This is a genomic window from Streptomyces sp. NPDC058257 (assembly GCF_042881845.1).
GTDB lineage: Bacteria > Actinomycetota > Actinomycetes > Streptomycetales > Streptomycetaceae > Streptomyces.
On sequence record NZ_JBHVXJ010000010.1, the window covers coordinates 38,692 to 56,550 of the forward strand.

The following is a 17,859-nucleotide window of genomic DNA, read 5'->3' on the forward strand; positions in this document are numbered from 1 at the left end:
AAGACGCGAAGCCAGAACCACACCCTCTTACGGCTAGGACACCCTTTATGTGCGGAATCGTCGGTTATATCGGCAAGCGTGACGTGGCCCCCCTCCTCCTGGAAGGCCTCCAGCGCCTGGAGTACCGCGGCTACGACTCCGCGGGCGTCGTCATCACCAGCCCCAAGGCCTCGGGGCTGAAGATGGTCAAGGCCAAGGGGCGCGTGCGCGACCTGGAGGCCAAGGTCCCCGCCCGCTTCAAGGGCACCACCGGCATCGCCCACACCCGCTGGGCCACCCACGGCGCCCCGTCCGACGAGAACGCCCACCCGCACATGTCGGGTGACGACAAGGTCGCCGTCGTACACAACGGCATCATCGACAACGCGTCCGAGCTGCGCGCCAAGCTCACCGCCGACGGCGTCGAGTTCCTCTCCGAGACGGACACCGAGGTCCTCGTCCACCTCATCGCCCGCGCCCAGGCGGACAAGCTGGAGGAGAAGGTCCGCGAGGCCCTGCGCCACGTCGAGGGCACGTACGGCATCGCCGTCCTGCACGCCGACTTCAACGACCGCATCGTCGTCGCCCGCAACGGCTCCCCCGTCGTGCTCGGCATCGGCGAGAAGGAGATGTTCGTCGCGTCGGACGTCGCCGCGCTCGTCTCGCACACCCGCCAGGTCGTCACCCTCGACGACGGCGAGATGGCCACCATCAAGGCCGACGACTACCGCACGTACACCACCGAGGGCTCGCGTACGACCGCGTCGCCGACCACCGTGGAGTGGGAGGCGGAGTCGTACGACATGGGCGGACACGACACGTACATGCACAAGGAGATCTTCGAGCAGCCCGAGGCCGTGGACCGCGTCCTGCGCGGCCGCATCGACGACCGCTTCTCCACCGTGCACCTCGGCGGCCTGAACCTCGACGCGCACGACGCCCGCAAGGTGCGCCGCGTCAAGATCCTCGGCTGCGGCACCTCGTACCACGCGGGCATGATCGGCGCCCAGATGATCGAGGAGCTGGCCCGCATCCCCGCGGACGCCGAGCCCGCGAGCGAGTTCCGCTACCGCAACCCGGTCGTGGACCCCGACACCCTCTACATCGCCGTCTCCCAGTCCGGCGAGACGTACGACGTGCTCGCCGCCGTCCAGGAGCTGAAGCGCAAGGGCGCCCGCGTCCTCGGCGTGGTGAACGTCGTCGGTTCGGCGATCGCCCGTGAGGCCGACGCGGGCGTGTACGTCCACGCGGGCCCGGAGGTCTGCGTCGTCTCGACCAAGTGCTTCACCAACACCACGGTCGCCTTCGGCCTGCTCGCGCTGCACCTGGGCCGCATCCGCGACCTGTCGGTCTCCGACGGCAAGCGGATCATCGAGGGCCTGCGCAAGCTGCCGGGACAGATCTCGGAGATCCTCAAGCAGGAGGACGAGATCAAGAAGATCGCCAAGAATTACGCGGAAGCCCGCTCGATGCTCTTCATCGGACGTGTACGCGGCTACCCCGTCGCCCGCGAGGCCTCCCTGAAGCTCAAGGAGGTCTCGTACATCCACGCCGAGGCCTACCCCGCCTCCGAGCTCAAGCACGGCCCGCTCGCGCTCATCGAGCCCGCGCTCCCGACGGTCGCGATCGTCCCGGACGACGACCTCCTGGAGAAGAACCGCGCCGCCCTCGAAGAGATCAAGGCCCGCAGCGGCAAGATCCTCGCGGTCGCGCACCAGGAGCAGGAGAAGGCCGACCAGACCATCCTGGTCCCGAAGAACGAGAACGAGCTGGACCCGATCCTGATGGGCATCCCGCTCCAACTCCTCGCCTACCACACGGCGTTGGCGCTCGGCCGGGACATCGACAAGCCCCGCAACCTCGCCAAGTCCGTCACGGTGGAGTAGTCCGCGCGCCGCGGAACGTGAACGGCCCCTCGCGCGTGCCACCAGGCGTGCGAGGGGCCGTTCTTCAGGGGGCGGGGGCGCCCATTCCCCCGACCCACGCCTGCCTCGACCGGTGGCCGTCACTCCCCGGCCTGCAGGGCGTGCAGTTGTCCTTGCCACCAGTACGTACCCTTCACAAGGGCACAACCCACCCCTACGCACGAGTAGATTTATCTACACCCGGAAAGCCGCGCGGCAAGGAAGTTGACGCCGCACCACCCTCACCCCACCTGCGGCAAGGCGGCGTTACGGAATGACGACGACGGGGCGTTGCGCGCGGCGCGCGAGCCGACCCGCGACCGAGCCGAAGATGCGCCCCACGATCCCGTGCGTCGATCCGACGACGATCGCGTCCGCCGAGTACTCACGGCCGACCTCTTCGAGTTCGTGGCAGATGTCGCCGCCGCGCTCGACAAGGATCCACGGCACCTCGGACAGATAATCCGCACAGGCAAGTTCGAGGCCGAGCACTTCCGTGCGGTGGTCCGGCACGTCGACGAAGACCGGCGGCTCGCAGCCCGCCCACACCGTGGTGGGGAGCCTGTTGGCGACATGCACGATGATCAGACCGGATCCGGAGCGATGGGCCATGCCGATCGCGTACGAGAGCGCGCGCTCGCTGGACATCGAGCCGTCGAAACCGACGACCACCCCGTGCCGAAAGGCCGGATCGCAGGAATGACGTAGTTCTTCAGCCGCCTGGGGGGTCGCCGTGGGATCGGCGACCTGCCGCTTGCGGTCCGCTGGTTCGGAGAATTCGTGACCGGCCATGGGTGTCTCGGCGAAGGAGTCCTCTGTGGGAGGGTCGACTTTGTTCGGGTCGTACAGCGCAGTATCGGGCAGAACGGACAGGATCAGACAGGATCGAGCAGGGGCGAGGAGGAGCAGCGACGAAAACCGGAGCTGTGTCCGGGAATCATCTTCCCAACCCCATACCCTCAAGGGTACGGCGACACTCCTCTCCTGCCCAGGGCTTGTTACCGGCCCTGCGGGAGCCTCACGGCGTTCACCGGAGCATGCATGAGCGTCGCCCGTATGGCAATGGTTGCTGCCCCGTACAGGTGGTTTGGGCACCCACTCGTGTGGGCTGCCATCGGCCACAAGGTTCACGCCAGTGACCGGCCGGGCGACCACGCGTTGAACTCCGGTACGCCACCGCCACAGGGAGACCTCCGTGCCTGGACCGCCCCCCGTGTCCTCACAGGTCACGACGGACTCACACGTCACGCTGCGGAGCCACCGACGCCCGCCGCAGGGGGCGCACGAACGCCCGCGCGGGGGCGTTCCGGCGCCGCGCGCCGAGGACACATCGCCCACCCCCGCGCAGGACTCCGTGAGCGATGTCGTGCGCTGGGCCGCGTTCAGCTGCGTCCTGGTCCCCGTGGTCCTTGTGGGCTATGGGACGTCGCTGGCCGGAGCCGCCGGGTCCGCGCTCGGTCTTGTGGCCGTGACGGGGGTCTGCCGGCTGCTTCTGCGACAGTCCGAGCGAGGGGCCGCGCGACTGATCGAGGAGCAGGGCGACGACCGTCGCGGGCGGCACGGGCGGGCGGGCCCGGGGGCGCACAGGGGCGGTCGGCATGCTGGTGGGTCTACGCCGGAGGACTGACCGATTCGCACGTACTCCCCCGTTGCTTTTCAGCCAACTTCCTATGGCCATGCATTCCTTGGCCGAAGGGGCACCCAACCCCGGTCCCACCAGGGCTGAAAGGCGTACAGAGGCCGTCTGAACCCTACGGGGACCGGCCACGGAGGTGAGGCGCACTTCCCAGCAACGCCCGTGAGTGCAACGCTTCGTGATCGACTGCTTCACGCCAAGTTGCCATGTCGACATAGTGCCGGGTCCTTAACTGGTCACCCCGGCAGCACAGGACACAGTAGATTCGATCATGACTGTATTACGGCGGGGGACTGGTGGAGGACCGAGGGGAAACGTGCAGGAGCGACAGGTCCGACAGGAACGCCAAGAGCGCCGGGAACGCAGAGACCGTAGAAAACGGAGCAAAAACAGAAAAGGCCAAGAACAGGGAGCCGCGACGACCGAGGGGGGCTTAGCACCATGAGCCACGACTCCACTGCCGTGCAAGAAGCCACGTCGCGGAAGCTTTCCGGACGCCGCCGCAGGGAGATTGTCGCGGTGCTGCTGTTCAGCGGTGGCCCCATCTTCGAGAGTTCCATACCGCTCTCCGTGTTCGGGATCGACCGGCAGGACGCCGGGGTTCCCCGGTACCGGCTGCTGGTCTGCGCCGGCGAGGACGGCCCGCTGCGTACGACCGGGGGGCTCGAACTCACCGCGCCGCATGGCCTGGAGGCGATAGGACGCGCGGGCACCGTCGTGGTGCCGGCCTGGCGGTCGATCACATCGCCGCCACCGCCGGAGGCACTCGACGCGTTGCGCCGCGCGCACGAAGAGGGCGCCCGCATCGTGGGGCTGTGCACCGGAGCTTTCGTGCTCGCGGCGGCGGGTCTGCTCGACGGCCGCCCGGCGACCACACACTGGATGTACGCACCGACGCTGGCCAAACGGTATCCGTCCGTCCATGTGGACCCGCGTGAGCTCTTCGTCGACGACGGAGACGTACTCACGAGCGCCGGGACCGCGGCCGGAATTGATCTGTGCCTGCACATCGTGCGGACGGACCACGGCAACGAAGCGGCGGGCGCGCTGGCCCGCAGGCTCGTCGTGCCTCCGCGCAGGGCCGGCGGCCAGGAGCGCTACCTCGACAGGTCTTTACCTGAGGAGATCGGCGCCGACCCTCTCGCCGAGGTCGTCGCCTGGGCCCTGGAACATCTCCACGAGCAGTTCGACGTGGAGACCCTGGCCGCGCGCGCGTACATGAGCAGGCGCACGTTCGACCGCAGGTTCCGCTCGCTCACCGGGAGCGCTCCCCTGCAGTGGCTGATCACTCAGCGCGTACTGCAGGCACAGCGGCTGCTCGAAACCTCCGACTACTCCGTCGACGAGGTCGCGGGCCGCTGCGGATTCCGTTCGCCGGTGGCCCTGCGCGGGCACTTCCGCCGCCAGCTGGGCTCGTCGCCCGCCGCCTACCGGGCCGCTTACCGCGCCCGCAGGCCGCAGGGGGGTGAGCGGGCCCTGCTGGAATCCCCGGCGCCCGTTCCCACCACGGCGACGGTGAACACGGAGAGCGGTCCGGTGCCGTCACAGACCCGGCGTACGGCGGCCGCGAGTGCGCTCGCCCCGTCGACCTCGCTGTCGACGGATCCGGGCAAGCCGTACTCGGATGTGTACGCGCCAGGGCGCCAGCCACTGCCCGGCCAGAGGAGTGCGCCGTAGGGTAAGACGCATGAACGATCGCATGGTGTGGATCGACTGCGAGATGACCGGGCTCTCGTTGACGGATGACGCACTTATCGAGGTGGCCGCACTGGTCACCGACTCGGAACTGAACGTGCTCGGCGAAGGTGTGGACATCGTGATCCGCCCGCCGGACGCGGCGCTGGAGACCATGCCCGAGGTGGTGCGCAAAATGCACACCACCTCGGGGCTCCTCGACGAGCTGGCATCGGGCACGACGCTGGCCGACGCCGAGGAGCAGGTCCTGGCGTACGTACGTGAGCACGTCAAGGAGCCGCGCAAGGCTCCGCTCTGCGGGAACTCGGTCGGTACCGACCGGGGCTTCCTGCTGCGCGACATGGGGACGCTGGAGGAGTTCCTCCACTACCGCATCGTCGACGTCTCCTCGATCAAGGAGCTCGCCCGGCGGTGGTACCCCCGGGCGTACTTCAACAGCCCGGACAAGAACGGCAATCACCGGGCTCTCGCGGACATCCGCGAGTCCATCGCCGAGCTGCGGTACTACCGCGAGGCGGTCTTCGTGCCGCAGCCGGGCCCGGACTCCGACACCGCGAAAACCATCGCGGCCAAGTACGTGCTGCCCGCGCAGTAGCCTCCGCGGAACCCTTCTGTACGGGGTCCGGGCTGTATCTCTCGGGGGGCGACCCCCGGACCCCCAGCCGCGGACAGCCGGGCGGAAGCCGATACCCATCCGGAGCCCAGCCGCACGGAAATCCGTGTGACGTCCGCCCCGGTAGCCATCCCTCGTGCAGGGTCCGGAAAACGCGTGCGCGAGCACCCCTTCGGACCCTGTACACTTTTTCTCGGCCGGTCGGAAGAAAGAAAAACGACCGGACATGGTGGGTGTAGCTCAGTTGGTAGAGCACCTGGTTGTGGTCCAGGTGGCCGCGGGTTCAAGTCCCGTCACTCACCCTGAAGAAAGGGCCCCGGTTCTCAGGAACCGGGGCCCTTTCGCATGCCGTCCGCAATTGCCGCTCCCGTAATCGCGCGAGGCCGCCGCCTTCGATCACACGGGGTGCGAAGAGCTCCCTTGCGGCCGACTCCCCGCACACCCTTCCCACCTCTCGTGGTGGCCGTGCCGAGTGCGTGTGGCGCCGCGTCGCCGCTCAGGACGACGCCCGCTCCACCAGTTCCGTCGGAAGCACCAGTTGGCGGTGTTCCAGGCGCCGGGCGGACGCGGGGCGGTCGTCCGCGATCTCGGCGAGCAGCAGATCGATCATCGCCCGGCCCATCTCCTCGATGGGCTGGCGCACGCTCGTCAGGGGCGGGTCCATGTGGCGGGCGATCGCCGAGTCGTCGAAGCCGACGAGCGCCACGTCGTCGGGTATGCGGCGCCCGGCCTCGCGCAGGACCTGACGGGCGCCCGCGGCCATCACGTCGGAGCCCGCGAACACCGCGTCCACCCCGGGGCAGGCCTCCAGGAGCTCCGACATCGCCCGTCGGCCACCCTCCTCCGTGAAGTCGCCGGCGGCGATGAGCCGCTCGTCCACCGGGCGGCCCGCGTCCGTCAGTGCGGCGCGGTAGCCGTCGAGGCGGCGCTGGGCGCCGTAGACGTCCAGGCGCCCCGTGATGGTGGCTATGCACGTGCGTCCGCGCCCCAGAAGGTGCTCCACCGCCGAGTGCGCCCCGGCGAAGTTGTCGGAGTCGACCGAGGGCAGCGCCTCGTCGGCCGAACGGCGCCCGCTGATCACCGCGGGGATCTCCAGCTGGGCCAGGAGGTCGGGCAGTGGGTCGTCGGCGTGGACCGAGACCAGCAGGACCCCGTCGACGCGGTGGGCCGCGAGGTACTGGGCCAGGCGCTGACGCCTGCGGTCGTTCCCGGCGAAGATCAGGAGCAGCTGCATCTCCGTCTCGCCGAGCTCGGCGCCGACCCCGCGCAGGACGTCGGAGAAGTACGGCTCGGCGAAGAAACGGGTCTCCGGCTCGGGCACGACGAGGGCGATGGCGTCGGTGCGGTTGGCGGCCAGCGCACGGGCCGCCGTGTTCGGGACGTAACCGAGTTCCGCGACGGCGGCCTCGACCGCCGTCCGGGTCGCCTCGCTCACCCGCGGCGATCCGTTGATCACCCGGGAGACCGTCCCGCGGCCCACTCCGGCCCTGGCGGCGACCTCCTCCAGGGTCGGTCGCCCGCCACTGCGGCTGCGCGCACCGTGAGCTGCCATTGTCCGCCTCCCGTCGCACTTCCCCCGGCGAGGAATGTAGAGGAATGTAACAGCCTGATCATCGCCGGGCGGTTGGGCCGAACGCGCGAGCGTCCTCGTACCAGACCGAGTCGCACCCGAGTCGCCGCCCGAGTAACAGCCCGATAACTGAAGACATATCTCTATGTCCGGTCCCTTGACACCCCCGCTCCCAGCCACGACTCTTCAACTCATCACTTGTGGGAGCGCTCCCACAGTACCTGACACGTACACATCCCGCACGTTCCCCACCCGAGCCGCAGAGTCAGATCAACGGGGCAAGAAGTGCAGTTGGCCGGGGGGTCGGCACGTCAGGCAACAGGAGGACGTAATGCGCACGAGTTTCCGCCGACCCGGTCGGCTGGTGGCCTTCGCGACCGTGACCGCGCTGGCCACAAGCCTGCTGGCCGGTTGTTCAAGCGACGACGACGGCTCGGGGGGCGGCGACGGCAAGGTCACGCTCAACGTGGGCACCTTCGGTGTCCTTGGCCTGAAGCAAGCAGGTCTCTACGCCGAGTACGAGAAGTCGCACCCGAACATCAAGATCAAAGAGAACGTGATCGAGCGCAACGACGCCTATTACCCGAAGCTCCTCACCCAGCTCCAGTCCGGTGCCGGTGTCAACGACGTCGCGGCCATAGAGGTCAGCAACATCACCGAGGTCGTCAAGACCCAGGGCGCCAAGTTCGAGGACCTGAGCAAGGCCGACGGCGTGGACAAGTCCACGTATCTCGACTGGAAGTGGAAGCAGGCCACCACCGACGACGGCAAGACGATCGGCCTCGGCGTCGACATCGGCCCGACGGCGCTCTGTTACCGCAAGGACCTCTTCAAGAAGGCCGGTCTTCCCACCGACCGCGAGGAGCTCGCCAAGGCGTGGGCCGGTGACTGGAACAAGTACGTCGCGCTCGGCGACAAGTACATGAAGAAGGCACCCGACGGCACCAAGTTCGTCGACTCCGCCTCCAGTGTCTACAACGCGGTCTTCGCCGGTGCGAAAGAGCGCTACTACGACAAGGGCGGCAAGGAGATCTACGAGGACAGCCAGGGCCGCAAGGACGCCTGGAACGCGGCGATGAAGGTCGCGAAGGGCGACATGTCGTCCAAGCTCAAGCAGTTCGACCCGACGTGGGACCAGGGCTTCGCCAACGCCAAGTTCGCCACCGTGGCCTGCCCCGCGTGGATGGCCGGATACATCCAGGAGAAGACGGGCGCAGAGGGCAAGGGCCAGTGGGACATGGCCAAGGCGCCCACCGACGGCAACTGGGGCGGAACGTTCCTGGGCGTGCCGAGCGCGGGCAAGCACAAGAAGGAGGCGACCGAGCTCGCCGTCTGGCTGACCCAGCCCGAGCAGCTCTCGAAGGTCTTCGCGAAGCAGGCGAGCTTCCCGTCCACCCCGTCGGCGTACGACACGCTGAAGCCGTCGCCGGCGACCAAGGCGTACTTCAACGACGCGCCCATCACGGAGATCTACGCCGACATCGCGAAGAACACCCCCTCGGCCGTCTACGGCCTGAAGGACGCCCAGATCGGCCAGTCCATCACGGACATCGGTGTGCTCCAGGTGGAGCAGCAGGGCAAGTCTCCGGCTGAGGGCTGGGAGGCCGCGCAGAAGGAGATCAAGGATGTTCTGGGACAGTGACGCGCATGTCCGAGACCGCTGAGTACGCCGAGTCCGCGTCCCCCGGTGAGGGGGACGCGGCCCCGGCCGCGTCCGGGGCCCGCAAGGGCTCCCCCACGTCCTCGTGGCGCAGTCGCCTGTACCGCTGGGACATAAAGGCGTCGCCGTACGTCTTCGTCGCCCCGTTCTTCCTCTTCTTCGGCGCCTTCGGGCTCTTCCCGCTGCTCTACACCGGCTGGGCATCGCTGCACCGCCTGGAGCTGACCAATCTCGACGACAGCACCTGGCTGGGCCTGGACAACTACACCAACCTGCTGCAGAGCGACTACTTCTGGAACGCGCTCGGCAACACCTTCACCATCGGCATCATCTCCACCGTCCCCCAGCTCGCCATCGCACTCGGCGTCGCGCACCTGCTCAACTACAAGCTGCGCGGCTCCACCCTGTGGCGGGTCGCGATGCTCGCTCCGTACGCCACGTCGGTGGCGAGTGCCTCGCTGGTCTTCACGCTGCTCTTCGCGTGGGACGGCGGCATGGTCAACTGGATCATCGGGTCCGTCGGCATCGACCCGGTCAACTGGCGTGAATCGTCGTGGGGTTCGCAGTTCGCGGTGTCGTCGATCGTCATCTGGCGGTGGACCGGCTACAACGCGCTGATCTATCTGGCGGCGATGCAGGCCGTGCCGCACGACCTGTACGAGTCGGCCTCGCTCGACGGCGCCTCGCGCTGGCAGCAGTTCCGGCACGTGACCATCCCGATGCTGCGGCCGACGATCCTGTTCACGGTGGTCGTCTCCACCATCGGGGCGACCCAGCTCTTCGGTGAGCCGCTCCTCTTCGGTGGCACGTCCGGGTCCAAGGGCGGCGCCGACCACCAGTTCCAGACGCTGGGTCTCTATCTGTACGACCAGGGCTGGATCAACGGCCATCTGGGCAGGGCTTCCGCCGTCGCCTGGCTGATGCTCGTGATCCTGCTGCTCATCGCCGCGGTCAATCTGCTGATCGCCCGACGTCTGAGGAAGGCCCAATGAAGTCCCGCACCACGGGCCCGACGACCGACGTCGCCGCGGCCCCGGAGACCGATCTGGTCGCGAGCCCGAAGGCGGCCCGCGCCAAGGACCCGAAGTCGGGCCGCCCCCTGGGGCTCAAGGCCGGTCGCACCATGCACGCGGGGCCCGTGACCTATGTCGTTCTCGCGCTGTTCATGGCCGTCTCGCTCGCACCACTGATCTGGACGGCGATCGCGGCCTCGCGCACGAGCGGCAGGCTCGCCCAGACACCGCCGCCCCTGTGGTTCGGCGGGAACCTCTTCAAGAACCTGGAGCGGGCCTGGACGGAGGCGAGCCTGGGTGACGCGATGCTCAACACCACGATCGTGGCGGGCAGCATCACCATCGGCACCGTCCTGTTCTCCACGATCGCCGGATTCGCCTTCGCCAAGCTGAAGTTCAAATTCAGCGGTCTGCTGCTCCTCCTGACGATCGGCACGATGATGGTGCCGCCGCAGCTGAGTGTCGTACCGCTCTATCTGTGGATCGCCGACCTGCAGTGGACCAACCAGCTCCAGGCGGTGATCCTGCCGACGTTCGTGAGCGCCTTCGGGGTGTTCTTCATGCGGCAGTTCCTGCTCCAGGCGCTGCCGAGCGAGCTCATCGAGGCGGCCCGGATGGACGGGGCGAGCAGCCTGCGCATCATCTGGCACGTGGTGTTCCCGGCGGCGCGGCCCGCGATGGCGGTCCTCGGGCTGCTGACGTTCGTCATGGCCTGGAACGACTTCCTCTGGCCGATCATCGCCCTCAACCAGTCGAACCCCACCGTGCAGGTGGCGCTCAACTCTCTCGGTACGGGCTACATCCCGGACCGGGCGGTGATCATGGCGGGCGCGCTGCTCGGCACCCTGCCGCTGCTCCTGGCGTTCGTCCTCTTCGGAAAGCAGATCGTGAGCGGCATCATGCAGGGCGCGGTCAAGGGCTAACCGGCATCGGCCGTCATCAGTGCCATCAGTGCCATTGGCCGTCACAGGCCAAGGCCCCTCTCCGCCTGCCGTATCCCTCTCCCGCGCGCCAGGGTCGAGCCGCCGCCACCTCGACCCTGGCCGCCCGCCCCTCTTCCTTCACCCCTCCTCTTCCTCCTTCCCCCCCTTCCCATGGGAGCGCTTCCATGCCCGAATCCCTCACCTTTCCGGCCGACTTCCTCTGGGGCGCGGCCACGTCCGCGTACCAGATCGAGGGCGCCGTACGCGAAGACGGCCGCACCCCCTCCATCTGGGACACCTTCAGTCACACGCCCGGCAAGACGTTCGACGGCGAGACCGGTGACGTCGCCGTCGAGCACTTCCACCGCTACCGCGACGACGTGGCGCTCATGGCGGACCTCGGTCTGGACGCCTACCGGTTCTCCGTCTCCTGGTCGCGGGTGCAGCCCACCGGACGTGGCCCCGCCGTCCAGCGCGGCCTCGACTTCTACCGGCGGCTCGTCGACGAACTGCTCGCCAAGGGCATCAAGCCCGCCCTGACCCTCTACCACTGGGACCTGCCGCAGGAGTTGGAGGACGCGGGCGGCTGGCCGGCGCGGGAGACGGCGTACCGGTTCGCCGAGTACGCGGGTTTCGTGGCCGAGGCCCTCGGCGACCGGGTCGAGTCGTGGATCACCCTGAACGAGCCGTGGTGCAGCGCCTTCCTGGGCTACGGATCCGGCGTGCACGCCCCTGGCCGCACCGACCCGGCGGCAGCGCTACAGGCGGCGCACCACCTCAACCTCGCGCACGGCCTGGGCACGCAGGCGCTGCGCGCCGCCCTTCCGGCCCGCGCCCGCATCGCGGTGAGCCTCAACTCCTCGGTGGTCAGGGCTGTTTCGGAGAGTCCGCAGGACCAGGACGCCCGCCGCCGCATCGACAACCTCGCCAACGGCGTCTTCCACGGCCCGATGCTGCACGGCGCCTACCCGGCGGACCTGCTCACCGACACGGCCCGCATCACCGACTGGTCCTTCGTGCGGGACGGCGACCTGGCCGCCGCCCACCAGCCGCTGGACGCGCTCGGCCTCAACTACTACACGCCCGCCCTCGTCTCGGCCGCCCAGGACGGCCCGGCGAACGCGCGCAACGACGGACACGGCGCCAGCGAGCACTCCCCGTGGCCCGGCTCCGACGACGTGGCCTTCCACCAGACGCCGGGCGACCGCACCGAGATGGGCTGGACCATCGACCCGACGGGGCTGCACGACCTGATCATGCGCTACACCCGGGAGGCGCCGGGCCTTGCGCTGTACGTCACCGAGAACGGCGCCGCCTACGACGACAAGCCCGACGCGGAGGGCCGCGTCCACGACCCGGAGCGCATCGCCTACCTCCACGGCCACCTGGCCGCCGTCCGCCGGGCCATCACGGACGGCGCCGACGTCCGCGGCTACTACCTCTGGTCCCTCATGGACAACTTCGAATGGTCGTACGGCTACAGCAAGCGCTTCGGCGCGGTGTACGTCGACTACGAGACGCAGGCCCGCGTCCCGAAGTCCAGCGCCCACTGGTACGCGGCGGTGGCGGCCGCCGGTGAGCTGCCGCGGGAGGGCGTCGCGGGCTGACCCGCCCCCGAAAGCAACCCTTGAGGAGCCGAGTGGCAGCCCGCCGCTCGGCTCCTTAGGTTTCCCATATGCCACATAACGCATCCGATCAGGCACGGTGAGCGCCGGTGGGCGTACTCCGTGATCACCCCGAGTTCGCGCTGTTCGTCTGCCTCGCCCTGGGCTACCTGGTCGGCAAGGTACGCGTCGGCCCCATCACCCTCGGCGGCATCTGCGGCACCCTGATCGTCTCGCTGCTGCTCGGCGCCTGGGCCAAGGTCGTCGTCTCCGACGACGTCAAGACGATCTTCTTCGCGCTCTTCATCTTCGCCCTCGGCTATCTCGCGGGCCCTCAGTTCTTCTCCAACCTCAACCGCGAGAGCCTGCGCTTCTTCGCGCTCTGCGCGATCGAGCTCGTCTGCGTCCTTGGCATCGCACTCGGCCTCGCCAAGGCCTTCGACCTGGACGTCGGCACCGCCTCGGGCATTCTGGCGGGCGCGGCCACCGAGTCGGCCGTCGTCGGCACCGCGACCGAGGCCATCGGCAAGCTCGACGGCCTCACCCCGGACCAGATCACCCAGTACCAGGGGCACGTCGCCACCGCGTACACGGTCTGCTATCTCTTCGGCCTGATCACCATCGTGCTCTACACCAGCCAGATCATGCCGATGATGCTGCGCATCAACCTGCGGGACGCCTCGCGCGAGCTGTGGGAGAAGATGCGCGGCTCGGGCGACGGCCTGGAGTCCGACGAGCGGGAGGCCCTGCCCGGCATGGTCGGCCGCACCTATCTGGTGACGACGGCCGACGGCAGGACCGTGGGCGATCTGGAGTCCGAGCTCGAAGGGCGGATCACCGTCGAGGCCGTCAAGCGCGGCAGCAAGACCCTGACGCCCCGCCCTGGTCTCGCCCTGACCCTCTCCGACCTGGTCCTGGTCGTCGGCCGCCGCGCCAACGCCATCGAGGCGGGACGCCTTATCGGCACCGAGACCCCCGGCATCCCCGGCGTCGACACCCCACTCGCCACCGCCCAGGTCGCCGTCACCGAGAAGTCGATGGACGGCATGAGCGTGGACGCGATGCAGCGCGCGCACCCCGAGTTCATCAAGGACGGCGTGTACGTCACCGACGTACTGCGCGGTGATCAGCATCTGCCCGCCGACGGGGGCACCACCGTGCGGCGCGGTGACGTGCTCACCCTGGTGGGCGCGCGCTCCGGCCTGAACAAGCTGGTCGCGCGGATCGGCGCGGTCGTCAAGAACGACGCCACCGACTTCATCTATCTGGGGCTCGGCATCGCGGCCGGTTCGCTGCTCGGGCAGGTCGTCGTGCACTTCGGCGACGTGCCGATGTCGCTCGGCACGGGCGGCGGCTGTCTGGTCTCCGGGCTGCTCTTCGGCTGGTTCCGCTCGCGCAGGCAGACCTTCGGGGCGTTCCCGCCGCAGGCCGCCAACACCCTCAAGGACATGGGCCTGGCGATCTTCATCGCGTGTACGGGGCTCGTCTCGGGACCACAGGCCTGGCCGCTGCTCAAGCAGTACGGGGCGCTGCTTCCGTTCGCCGGGATCGCGATGGTCCTGGTACCCGCGACGATCTCGCTGTTCATCGGCCGCAAGCTCCTGAAGATCGAGAAACCGCTCCTCATCGGCGCCATCGCGGGCCAGCAGTGCTCGACCCCGGCGATCACCTCCGTCACCCAGGTGGCCCAGAGCTCGGTCCCGCTGCTCGGCTACACGATCACTTACGCCCTCTCGAACTTCCTGCTCCCACTGACCGGACCGATCCTCGTCGGCGTACTCGGCACCTGAAGCGGCCTGCTCGGCATCATCCGAAGCGGCGCACCCGGAGCGTAGAAAATGATCGACTTCCTCAACCGGAACATCTTCCAGCCCCACCCCGAGCTGCTCGTCTTCATCACCGTGGCGATCGGTTTCCTCTTCGGGAAGCTGCGCTACAAGGCGATCGGGCTCGGCGCGGTCACCGGCTGTCTCATCGCGGGGCTGCTGCTCGGGGCGCAGTCCAAGGTCGAGATCGACGGGACGGTGAAGAACCTCTTCTTCACGATGTTCCTCTTCGCCCTCGGCTACAAGGTCGGCCCGCAGTTCTTCCGCGGACTGAAGAAGGACGGCCTTCCGCAGGTGCTCAACGCGGTCGTGGTCTGTGTGACGGGGCTGCTCGTCTGCTGGGGCTTCGCCGCGATGCTCGGATACGGTCCCGGGCTCTCGGCCGGTCTGCTCGGCGGGGCGCTCACCCAGTCCGCCGTCATCGGTGTCGCGGGCGACGCGATCTCCAATCTGCCGGGGCTCAGCTCCGGGCAGGTCAAGAGCGAGTCGAACCTGGTCGCCATCGGGTACGCGGTGACGTATCCCCTGGGCACGATCCTCTGCGCGATGCTGCTCGCCAACGTCCTGCCGAAGCTCTACCGCAAGGATCTCGCGGCCGAATCCGCCGCCCTGGCAAAGGAGTTGGACACACCGGGCGACAACCCCGACCTGGCCGAGGGCTACTACGAGGTGGTCCTGCGCGCCTACACCATCCAGCGCCCCGACCTCGTGGGACGCACCATCGAGGACTTCGAGAACCAGCAGCGCGAGCTGGGCCGCCGGGTCTACATCACCCGCGTACGCAGGGACGGGAACATCCTCGACCACGACCAGCGGACCGCGCTGCGCGAGGGCGATGTCGTCGCGCTGAGCGCGCTGCGCGGCTCGCTCGTCGAGTTCGACCCGCGCACGCACATCGGCGGCGAGAGTGACGACGTCGAACTCCTCGGCTACCAGACCGAGTCCCTGCACGTCGTCGCCTCGGAGAAGGCCCAACTCGGCCGTTCTATCGCCGACTTGCGCCGCGAGCCGTTCATGGTCGGCGTCTACGTCGACAAGCTGTACCGCTCCGGCGCCGAGTTCCCCTACCGCCTCACCACGAAGCTGGAGCGCGGCGACACCCTGATCCTCACCGGCCCCAAACGCCTGGTGGACCCGGCGGGCAGGGAGCTCGGCAAGCCCGTACCGACGTCGTTCGCCACCGACATGATCTGGGTAGGCCTCGGCATCTTCCTCGGCGGCTGCATCGGCATCCCGGCACTGACCGCGGGCGGTGTGCCGATCTCGCTCTCCACGTCCGGGGGTGCGCTGATCATGGGTCTGGTCTTCGGCTGGATCCGCGGCAAGTACCCGACGTACGGGAACGTCCCGCCCGGCGCCCAGTGGTTCATGGACACCCTCGGGCTCTGCCTCTTCGTCGCGGTCGTCGGCATCAACGCGGGCCCGAGCTTCACCTCCGGTCTGTCGACGGCGGGCTGGGGCCTGCTCCTCTTCGGCGCGATCGCCACGGTGATCCCATTGATCGTCGGCTTCCTCTTCGGCCACTACGTACAGAAGATCCGCTTCCCGATCCTGATGGGAGTCCTCGCGGGCGGCCAGACGACCACCGCGGCGATCGGCGCGATCAACGAAACGTCGAGGTCCCAGATCCCGACGCTCGGCTACACGATTCCGTACGCCGTCGGCAACGTGCTCCTGACCATCTGGGGCGCGGTCATCGTCCTGCTCCACCACTGAACCCCGCCCGACCCCCGCCCACTGAACATCCGTCCGCATGTGAGGAACGAGCCGTGCCCAAGACCACCTTCACCCGCGAGGAAATCCAGTCGTTCGCGCAGCTCAGCCCGTTCGAGCTGAAGGACAAGTTCATCCAGATCGCCCAGGCGGTGCAGGCCGACAAGCCGGGCCAGAAGGAGAAGTCCAGCGCGCAGATGCTCAACGCGGGCCGCGGCAACCCCAACTGGGTCGCCACAGGACCTCGCGAGGCGTTCTACGCGCTCGGCTACTTCGCCCTCTCCGAGTCCCGCCGCGTCTGGACCGCCGACAACCTCGGCGGCATGCCGGAGAAGACGGGGTCGGGCGTCCGCTTCGACACCTTCGTACGCCAGCACCCTGACCTGCCCGGCATCGAGCTGCTCCAGAGTTGCGTCGAGTACGCCGTCGAGCGCTTCGGCTTCGACAGGGACGACTTCATCCATGAGCTGACGGACTGCTCGGTCGGCGACAACTACCCCGTGCCCGACCGGATGATGAAGCACGCCGAGCAGATCGTGCGCGGCTACGTCGCCGACGAGATGTTCGACCACAAGCCCCCGGCGGGCAATCTGAGCCTGTTCGCCACCGAGGGCGGCACGGCCGCGATGTGCTACATCTTCGACTCGCTCATGAAGAACGGCATCCTGCGCAAGGGCGACAAGATCGCCCTGATGGTGCCGGTGTTCACGCCGTACGTGGAGATTCCCGAGCTCGACACGTACGAGTTCGACGTGACGTACGTCCAGGCCAGCATGTTCGCCGAGGCGGGCGTACGGGAGTGGCGCTATCCGCAGGAGGAGGTGGCGAAGCTGGCGGACCCCGGCATCAAGCTGGTCTGCCTGGTCAACCCCTCCAACCCTCCCTCGCTGGCGCTGAGTCAGCGGGTCGCGGACCAGATCAAGCAGATCGTCGCCACGTCGAACCCGAACCTGCTGATCGTGACGGACGACGTGTACGGCACGTTCGTCGAGGGCTTCCGCTCCATCGCCGCCGACCTGCCGCGCAACACGCTGCTGGTCTACTCGTACTCCAAGCACTACGGCTGCACCGGCTGGCGGCTCGGCGTCATCGGCCTGAACGACGACAACGTCATCGACGAGCTGATCGCGGCGCTCCCGCAGACGGAGAAGGACCGGCTCGCCAAGCGGTACGGGACGCTGACCCTTGAGCCGGAGAAGATCAAGTTCATCGACCGCCTCGTCGCGGACTCGCGCCAGGTGGCCCTGAACCACACCTCGGGCCTCTCGCTCCCCCAGCAGATGATGATGGTCCTCTTCTCCCTCTTCGACATGCTGGAGGAGGGGCAGGCGTACAAGCTGCGCATCCGCTCGATCGTGCGGCAGCGGCTCGAACTGCTCCTTGAGGGAGCCGAGATGAAGATCTCGGACGACCCCGAGCGGGCCGGGTACTACATCGAGCTGGACCTGCTCGCCGAGGCGGAACGCGTCCACGGCAAGGACTTCGCCGACTTCCTGGAGAGGAGCTACGAGCCGGTCGACCCGCTGTTCCGCCTCGCCGAGCAGACCCACGTGGTGCTCCTGAACGGGGGCGGGTTCGAGGGGCCCGAGTGGTCGGTGCGGGTGTCGCTCGCCAACCTGGACGACCTCGACTACCTGAAGATCGGGCACCATCTGCGGGCGATCTTCAACGACTACGCGTCGGAGTGGAAGGCGTCCAAGGCGGGGTAGTGCGGGCAAGAGGT

13 protein-coding genes and 1 tRNA gene are annotated in these 17,859 nt (G+C 68.3%); 12 read left to right on the forward strand and 2 right to left on the reverse strand.

Annotation, left to right across the window (positions count from 1 at the left end; genetic code table 11):
* Positions 1–47 precede the first annotated feature (47 nt).
* Positions 48–1,865: a glutamine--fructose-6-phosphate transaminase (isomerizing) gene (gene glmS, locus ACFVXC_RS23560; protein ID WP_389908141.1), complete on the forward strand. Its 1,818-nt coding sequence runs from the start codon at positions 48–50 to the stop codon at positions 1,863–1,865.
* Positions 1,866–2,150: 285 nt separating this feature from the next.
* Here glmS and ACFVXC_RS23565 read toward each other — a convergent pair whose 3' ends face one another.
* A complete protein-coding gene (locus tag ACFVXC_RS23565; protein WP_389908143.1) occupies positions 2,151–2,675 on the reverse strand; it encodes a universal stress protein in 525 nt (174 codons plus the stop codon).
* Between the two features lie 562 nt (positions 2,676–3,237).
* Between ACFVXC_RS23565 and ACFVXC_RS23570 the strand changes: the two genes are divergently transcribed.
* The 4 genes from ACFVXC_RS23570 (at position 3,238) to ACFVXC_RS23585 (ending at position 6,129) form a co-directional block, all read left to right on the forward strand.
* The gene (locus ACFVXC_RS23570; protein WP_389908668.1) at positions 3,238–3,510 is read left to right on the forward strand and encodes a hypothetical protein; all 273 of its coding nucleotides are present in this window, start codon (positions 3,238–3,240) and stop codon (positions 3,508–3,510) included.
* A 450-nt stretch (positions 3,511–3,960) separates the two neighbouring features.
* Positions 3,961–5,196: a helix-turn-helix domain-containing protein gene (locus ACFVXC_RS23575; protein ID WP_389908145.1), complete on the forward strand. Its 1,236-nt coding sequence runs from the start codon at positions 3,961–3,963 to the stop codon at positions 5,194–5,196.
* A 10-nt stretch (positions 5,197–5,206) separates the two neighbouring features.
* The gene (gene orn / locus ACFVXC_RS23580) at positions 5,207–5,809 is read left to right on the forward strand and encodes an oligoribonuclease (RefSeq protein WP_389908147.1); all 603 of its coding nucleotides are present in this window, start codon (positions 5,207–5,209) and stop codon (positions 5,807–5,809) included.
* A gap of 247 nt (positions 5,810–6,056) precedes the next feature.
* A tRNA-His gene (locus ACFVXC_RS23585) sits at positions 6,057–6,129 on the forward strand.
* A gap of 194 nt (positions 6,130–6,323) precedes the next feature.
* Here the strand turns inward: ACFVXC_RS23585 and ACFVXC_RS23590 are convergent.
* The gene (locus ACFVXC_RS23590; RefSeq protein ID WP_389908149.1) at positions 6,324–7,379 is read right to left on the reverse strand and encodes a LacI family DNA-binding transcriptional regulator; all 1,056 of its coding nucleotides are present in this window, start codon (positions 7,377–7,379) and stop codon (positions 6,324–6,326) included.
* A 349-nt stretch (positions 7,380–7,728) separates the two neighbouring features.
* On the opposite strand from ACFVXC_RS23590, the gene ACFVXC_RS23595 reads away from it, so the two are divergent.
* The 7 genes from ACFVXC_RS23595 to ACFVXC_RS23625 all read left to right on the forward strand — a co-directional run bounded on the left by ACFVXC_RS23595 (position 7,729) and on the right by ACFVXC_RS23625 (position 17,845).
* Positions 7,729–9,039 carry an ABC transporter substrate-binding protein gene (locus ACFVXC_RS23595; protein ID WP_389908151.1) on the forward strand — a complete coding sequence of 437 codons (1,311 nt, stop codon included), beginning with the start codon at positions 7,729–7,731 and terminating at the stop codon, positions 9,037–9,039.
* A gap of 5 nt (positions 9,040–9,044) precedes the next feature.
* The gene (locus tag ACFVXC_RS23600) at positions 9,045–10,049 is read left to right on the forward strand and encodes a carbohydrate ABC transporter permease (RefSeq protein ID WP_389908153.1); all 1,005 of its coding nucleotides are present in this window, start codon (positions 9,045–9,047) and stop codon (positions 10,047–10,049) included.
* 131 nt (positions 10,050–10,180) lie between these two features.
* The gene (locus ACFVXC_RS23605) at positions 10,181–10,993 is read left to right on the forward strand and encodes a carbohydrate ABC transporter permease (RefSeq protein ID WP_389908671.1); all 813 of its coding nucleotides are present in this window, start codon (positions 10,181–10,183) and stop codon (positions 10,991–10,993) included.
* A 185-nt stretch (positions 10,994–11,178) separates the two neighbouring features.
* A complete protein-coding gene (locus ACFVXC_RS23610) occupies positions 11,179–12,600 on the forward strand; it encodes a GH1 family beta-glucosidase (protein ID WP_389908155.1) in 1,422 nt (473 codons plus the stop codon).
* A 107-nt stretch (positions 12,601–12,707) separates the two neighbouring features.
* Positions 12,708–14,387, forward strand: a complete 1,680-nt coding sequence (gene aspT, locus ACFVXC_RS23615; protein ID WP_389908157.1) for an aspartate-alanine antiporter — start codon at positions 12,708–12,710, stop codon at positions 14,385–14,387.
* A 48-nt stretch (positions 14,388–14,435) separates the two neighbouring features.
* Positions 14,436–16,139 carry an aspartate-alanine antiporter gene (gene aspT / locus ACFVXC_RS23620; RefSeq protein WP_389908159.1) on the forward strand — a complete coding sequence of 568 codons (1,704 nt, stop codon included), beginning with the start codon at positions 14,436–14,438 and terminating at the stop codon, positions 16,137–16,139.
* A 53-nt stretch (positions 16,140–16,192) separates the two neighbouring features.
* A complete protein-coding gene (locus tag ACFVXC_RS23625; RefSeq protein WP_389908161.1) occupies positions 16,193–17,845 on the forward strand; it encodes a bifunctional aspartate transaminase/aspartate 4-decarboxylase in 1,653 nt (550 codons plus the stop codon).
* Positions 17,846–17,859 lie beyond the last annotated feature (14 nt).